At 57.0% G+C, this 2,742-nt stretch carries 1 protein-coding gene and 2 pseudogenes; 2 read left to right on the forward strand and 1 reads right to left on the reverse strand.

All coding sequences use genetic code 11. The features are described 5' to 3' along the window. Window positions 1-171: 171 nt before the first annotated feature. Complete coding sequence (locus AC1D17_RS28375; RefSeq protein WP_477568549.1) at window positions 172-1,092, forward strand: HD-GYP domain-containing protein; 921 nt, start codon at window positions 172-174, stop codon at window positions 1,090-1,092. Window positions 1,093-1,429: 337 nt separating this feature from the next. On the opposite strand, the pseudogene AC1D17_RS28380 reads toward AC1D17_RS28375, so the two are convergent. Further along, window positions 1,430-2,272 (reverse strand): annotated as a pseudogene (locus AC1D17_RS28380) (DDE-type integrase/transposase/recombinase); the annotation flags it as partial. A 2-nt stretch (window positions 2,273-2,274) separates the two neighbouring features. Here AC1D17_RS28380 and AC1D17_RS28385 point away from each other — a divergent pair. Next, window positions 2,275-2,625, forward strand: a pseudogene (locus tag AC1D17_RS28385) (ATP-binding protein); the annotation flags it as partial. Window positions 2,626-2,742: the final 117 nt, after the last annotated feature.

A 2,742-nucleotide genomic window follows, 5' to 3' on the forward strand; every position in this document is an offset into this window, starting at 1 on the left:
GGCCATGTTGTCCCATCACAGGCGAACGGCGATTTTCGCCGGGGCAAAGTTGCATCGACGTCGCTTTACTACTTCGGTACATTCAAACACAATGAATCAGACGATTTGCCGCGGTCGAACCCGCTTGGTCAAAAACTGATTTGATGCCCCCGAAACGTATGAGATGGCCCGATGCTCAAACGCATTAATCTAAAGCAGGTACGGGTGGGCATGTTCATCGAGGCGATCGAGGGGCACTGGATAGATCATCCCTTCTGGCGTAACCAATTTCGACTTGACCGCGCCAGGGACGTTGAGAAGCTGAAGAGCAGTAATGCCGCTGCGGTGGTCATCGATACCGACAAGGGATTGGATGTCGTCTCACCTTCGGCCACGAAGGAAAGCGCAGCAGCACCCAAAAATCCCTCACTGAAACGCGCCTTAGAGACGATCGAGCAATCGAAGCCGCTGATCACGGAGATGTTCGAAAATGCGAGGATGGGAGGCGCCGTTCCGGTTTCACACGCCGCGCAAGCCGTCAGGCATATAGCGATATGCATGCAACAAAGCTCAAGGGCATTGATCGAAGTGACCCGTCTCAAATCCAGAGACGAATACACTTTTCTGCATTCCATCGCCGTCAGTGGCCTAATGGTTCATTTGGCACGCGCTGTCGATCTCGACGAAGAGACCGTTCGTGACGTCGGGATGGGTGGACTTCTCCATGACATTGGGAAAATGCGCATCCCGCTGAAAGTGCTGAACAAGGTCGGGCCGCTCAGCGACGAGGAAATGGATCAGATCCGCCTGCATCCCCGCCACGGCTACGAGTTGCTCGCCCCGCAAGGCGGCGTGTCGAGAGTAATACTGGACATCTGCCTCCACCATCATGAAAGTATCGATGGGAGGGGCTACCCGAAGGGGCTTGCCGGCAGCGAAATTAGCGTTCCAGTCCGCATCTGCTCGATTTGCGATGTCTACGATGCGTTAACATCTGCGAGAGCGTACAAAAAGGCATGGAGCCCAACAGATGCAGCACGGTTCATGCTTGAACAGGAGGGTCGGTTCGACCGTCGGCTGCTGATGCAATTCTTTCATAGCTTGAACCTTTAGCGAAGCTCGACGCCGCAGCGGACCTGACGGCAGCTGTCGTCTTTGCGGCGCTTTGCACGGCTTTTAGGGGCTCGGTGGGCATTTCTGCAATAGTACCCGCTAAGGGAAATCGAAGGTGTTTGGATTGAAGCGGTTAGCGCGGATCGCGCCTGAAGCGTTCGAGGGGAACGTCAACTTCATTCCAGAGATAATCGCCGGTCAGCGCGATATGCGCCCGTTTGCATCACGTAGTTGCGGATTTCACTAAATTGGGACAGCGGTTTCAGCAAGTCGCGGACAAGCATTTCGCTAAGTCGCGGACAACGGATGCGATCGAGTTCCGGTTGCTTTGTTGCTGTTACGGGTGATTGATTTCGGTTATTTCGCCGCCGGTCAAGAGCGTCGGTGCTTTTCGTTTCCGCATGCTGTCGCCTTCGAGCGTTATGCGGTGTGCGTTGTGAACAATACGGTCCAAAATCGCATCAGCTAAAGTGGCCTCTCCGATCATTTCGTGCCAGGCGGCCACGGGAAGCTGAGCCGTGATCAGGGTCGATTTCCGCCGATATCTTTCCTCGAAGATTTCCAGGAGATCGAGGCGCTGTCTGTCGTTCAGCGTAGGGGTTCCTGGTGCGATGTAGTGCCAGTCAACCTTGTGATCCTTTGACCAGGCGAGGATGGCGTTCGAGGTGAGTTCTGTGCCGTTGTCCGAAACAATCATTCCCGGTTTCCCCCGCTGTTGTATCAGTGCCGTCAGTTCACGAGCCACACGTCGGCCGGAGATCGAGGTGTCCGGGATTGCCGCCAGGCATTCGCGCGTGACATCATCGACAATGTTGAGCACGCGGAAACGTCTGCCGCAGGCGAACTGATCGTGGACGAAATCCAGCGACCAGCGGGCATTTGCCTTTGCTTCGACGAGGATTGGCGCACGCATGCCAACGGCGCGCCGCCTAGCTTTGCGCTTGCGAATGGAAAGACCCTCCTCGCGATACAGCCGGTAGATACGATTGACGCCGGACGGCTCCTCCCGCCGAAGCAAGATGAACAGTCGTCGGCATCCGAAACGCCGGCGAACATTGGCCAGATCGCGCAGCTTCGTTCGCAGCTCGACTTCCGGCGGTCGGCAGGATCGGTAGCGGATCATCTTGCGGTCGGCGGATATAATCTGGCAGGCCCGCCGTTCCGAAAGCCCCATCTCGGCTGCGCCGCCAGAAGCGCTTCGAAGCCCGCGCGAGGGCTGCCAAGCTGCGTCATGATGCAAAGATCGAGAATGCCGACTTTCGTGCAGCACGCGGCCCCGATCGCAACCTGTTCATGGCGCTTGCCGGCTGCGACTGGATCAGAAAGCACCACAGCCTTCTCATCACCGGGCCAGCCGGTGTTGGCAAAAGCTGGCTTGCCTACGAACTCGGCCACAAAGCATGCCGCGAGGATTTCTCCGTCGCCTACCACCGGGTTCCCCGGCTGTTCGCCACGCTCGCCCTTGCAAGGGGTGACGGGCGATATGGCCGGATTCTCAAATCACTCGCCAAGACCGACCTGCTTATCCTCGATTAACGTGCACTGCGCAGAGATGTGGAGCTGACACCGCAAGAATCCGCAGACGCGCGACTTCCCACGATACAACTCCACATAACTGAGCGTCTACAAGCTGCGCAGCCAGCCTAATAT

The sequence above is a fragment of the Pararhizobium sp. P1_E7 genome (assembly GCF_056405855.1).